3 protein-coding genes are annotated in these 3,175 nt (G+C 75.1%); all 3 read left to right on the top strand.

Annotated features, from left to right (window positions below; translation table 11 throughout):
• Positions 1–200 precede the first annotated feature (200 nt).
• Positions 201–1,511, top strand: a complete 1,311-nt coding sequence (cobA, locus tag ACSNOK_RS32020; protein WP_436784298.1) for a uroporphyrinogen-III C-methyltransferase — start codon at positions 201–203, stop codon at positions 1,509–1,511.
• Between the two features lie 50 nt (positions 1,512–1,561).
• The gene (locus ACSNOK_RS32015; RefSeq protein WP_436784297.1) at positions 1,562–2,386 is read left to right on the top strand and encodes a TrmH family RNA methyltransferase; all 825 of its coding nucleotides are present in this window, start codon (positions 1,562–1,564) and stop codon (positions 2,384–2,386) included.
• Positions 2,387–2,879: 493 nt separating this feature from the next.
• Positions 2,880–3,125: a hypothetical protein gene (locus ACSNOK_RS32010; protein WP_436784296.1), complete on the top strand. Its 246-nt coding sequence runs from the start codon at positions 2,880–2,882 to the stop codon at positions 3,123–3,125.
• Positions 3,126–3,175: the final 50 nt, after the last annotated feature.

Here is a 3,175-nt window from a genome sequence, read left to right as displayed (position 1 = left end):
GACGGGCTGGATAGTGCGCCTGGGCGCGCACTTCAGCCCGTCCGGCGTTTGAGGACAACCGCGCGGAGCGCGGTTTCAGGGGGTCTGGGGCCGGCCCCAGGAAACGGTGAAGGGGCGGGCCAGGGGCGAAACCCCCCGCTAACAAAGCCCACGTAGGGTGTCCCCAGCGCCCCTGACCAGCGAGGAGATCCGCGAACCCCATGGCCGAGCACCCACCTTTCGCCGCCTACCCCGTAGGGCTCCGACTCGCCGGCCGCCGCGTGGTCGTCCTCGGCGCCGGCCAGGTCGCCCAGCGCCGGCTCCCCGCGCTGATCGCGGCGGGCGCCGACATCCTGCTCGTGTCGCCCTCGGCGACCGCGTCCGTGGAGGCCATGGCGGAGGCCGGCGAACTGCGCTGGGAACGCCGCCGCTACCGCGAGGGCGACCTCGACGGGGCCTGGTACGCGCTGATCACCACCGACGACCCCGAAGCCAACCGCGCCGCGTCCGCCGAGGCGGAGGCCCGCCGCGTCTGGGCCGTCCGCAGCGACGACGCCGAGGCGGCCACCGCCTGGACGCCGGCCACCGGCCGCAGCGAGGGCGTCACCGTGGCCGTGCTCACCGGCCAGGACCCCCGCCGCACGGCGGCCCTGCGCGACGCGATCGTCGAGGGGCTGCGCGACGGCTCCATCGCCGCCCCGCACCGCCGCACCCGCCCGGGCGCCGGACGCGTCGCCCTCGTCGGCGGCGGCCCCGGCGACCCCGACCTGATCACCGTGCGCGGCCGGCGCCTCCTCGCCGAGGCCGACGTCGTCGTCGCCGACCGGCTCGGCCCGCGCGACCTGCTCGACGAACTCCCGCCGCACGTCGAGGTGATCGACGCCGCGAAGATCCCGTACGGCCGCTCGATGGCCCAGGAGGCCATCAACGACGCCCTGATCGAGCACGCGAAGGCCGGCAAGACCGTCGTCCGCCTGAAGGGCGGCGACCCGTTCGTCTTCGGCCGCGGCAAGGAGGAGATGCAGGCGCTCGCCGAACACGGCATCCCCTGCACCGTCGTGCCCGGCATCTCCAGCTCGATCAGCGTCCCCGGCACGGTCGGCATCCCGGTCACCCACCGCGGGGTGGCCCACGAGTTCACCGTCGTCAGTGGGCACGTCGCCCCGGACGACCCGCGCTCCCTCGTCGACTGGCCGTCGCTCGCCCGGCTCGGCGGCACCCTCGTGGTGCTGATGGGCGTCGAGCAGTGCGGTGCCATCGCCGAGACCCTCATCCGGCACGGCCGGTCCGCCGACACCCCGGTCGCGGTGATCCAGGAGGGCACCACCGCCGCCCAGCGCCGCGTCGACGCCGTCCTCGGCACGGTGGGGGAGCGGGTGCGGGCCGAGGGCATACGCCCGCCGGCCGTGATCGTCATCGGCGAGGTCGTGGCCATCGGCCGCGAGGACGCTGCAGGCGCCAGCGGTAACGCCGCCCATGCCGCTGCCGCCGAGGCCGGCGGTACGCGCCCGGCCCCCGCCGTCGGCAGCTGAGACCGAGCCCCGGACCCCCACCCGTACGCACCACGAGGCACGTGAGCCCCATGACGCAGTCCCCCCACGTCATCACCATCGACGACCCCGACGACCCCCGGCTCCACGACTACACCGGCCTGACCGACGTCGAGCTGCGCCGCCGGCGCGAGCCCGCCGAGGGCCTGTTCATCGCGGAGGGCGAGAAGGTCATCCGCCGGGCGGTGGACGCGGGGTACGGCATGCGTTCCATGCTGCTCTCCGCCAAGTGGGTGGACGCCATGCGCGACGTCATAGAGGGCGTCCCCGCCCCCGTCTACGTCGTGGACCCGGAACTGGCCGAGCGGGTGACGGGGTACCACGTACACCGCGGCGCCCTCGCCTCCATGGCGCGCAAGCCCCTGCCGGACGCCGCCGGGCTGCTGGCCACGGCCCGCCGGGTCGCCGTGATGGAGGCGGTCAACGACCACACAAACATCGGGGCCATCTTCCGTAGCGCCGCCGCCCTGGGCATGGACGCCGTCCTGCTCTCCCCGGACTGCGCGGACCCGCTCTACCGGCGGTCCGTCAAGGTGTCCATGGGCGCCGTGTTCTCCGTCCCGTGGGCCCGGCTGGAGAACTGGCCGCGCGACCTGGAGACGGTCCGGGCCGCGGGCTTCCGCGTCCTGGCCCTCACCCCGGACGCGCAGGCCACCGCGATGGACGTGGCCGCCCCGCACCGCCTGGAGCGGGTCGCCCTCATGCTCGGCGCCGAGGGCAGCGGGCTGTCCGCCAAGGCCCTGCGGGCGGCCGACGAGTGGGTGCGCATCCCGATGGCCCACGGCGTCGACTCCCTCAACGTCGGCGCGGCGGCGGCCGTCGCCTTCTACGCCGTGACGGCGGGGACGCCCGCGTAGCACGCGGCGGCCTCCCCGCCGGAGGCTGCCGAGGTGCATCGTTTCCGCACCGGCCTGCCCAAGGGGGCCCGGTGCGGAGCGGCCGCGACACCACTCGATCCCGCACGGCGTCACCCACCACCGGAGGGCTTAGTGCCCACCGACACCGGCTTCCGCTGGAGAAGGCGCGGGACGGCAACCGCGCCCGAGCCAGGTCCTACCGGCCGGCGGCCCCGAGGCCACTGCCCTCCACGACTTCTGGGACCTCGCCCGGTTCTCGGCCTGCACGTAGCCGTACGCCATCGCCCCGGCCTGCGGCTCGTCACCGACCACAGAGGCCTCTGATACCAACTTCGACGCCCAGTCCGGCAACTCGCCCGGCCTCGACGCGACCGCCACCGTCCGCGCCCACGAAGAGCCGATCACCGTCGACCACCACGACACCGCCGGAGCTCCCGCCCCTCGGCCGCCGCCCGGGCATTCGCGGACATCCGACGGCGCGCCCGCCCACGCCATGCCGCCGGCTTGGCGCGCTCACGCCACCCACGACCGGGAGTACTACTTCGCCTCCTGCGCCCGAGAGCCGCCCGTCGGCCGGCCCCCCGGCTTCCCCAACTTCAACTCCCTCCGGCTGCGGACCGGCGTCAGCGCCATGAGCGTCGTCGTCCGCGACCCACGCTCGCCCCTGACGGGCCGATCACCTGCTGCGCTGACCACGACGACTTGCTCCGCCTCGTCCGCGACCCACGCTCGCCCCTGACGGGCCGATCACCTGCTGCGCTGACCACGACGACTTGCTCCGCCTCGTCC

Origin of the sequence: Streptomyces sp. URMC 126, from assembly GCF_051386555.1 — a bacterium.
Classification (GTDB): domain Bacteria; phylum Actinomycetota; class Actinomycetes; order Streptomycetales; family Streptomycetaceae; genus Streptomyces.
This window is presented reverse-complemented; position numbering and strand designations above follow the sequence as displayed.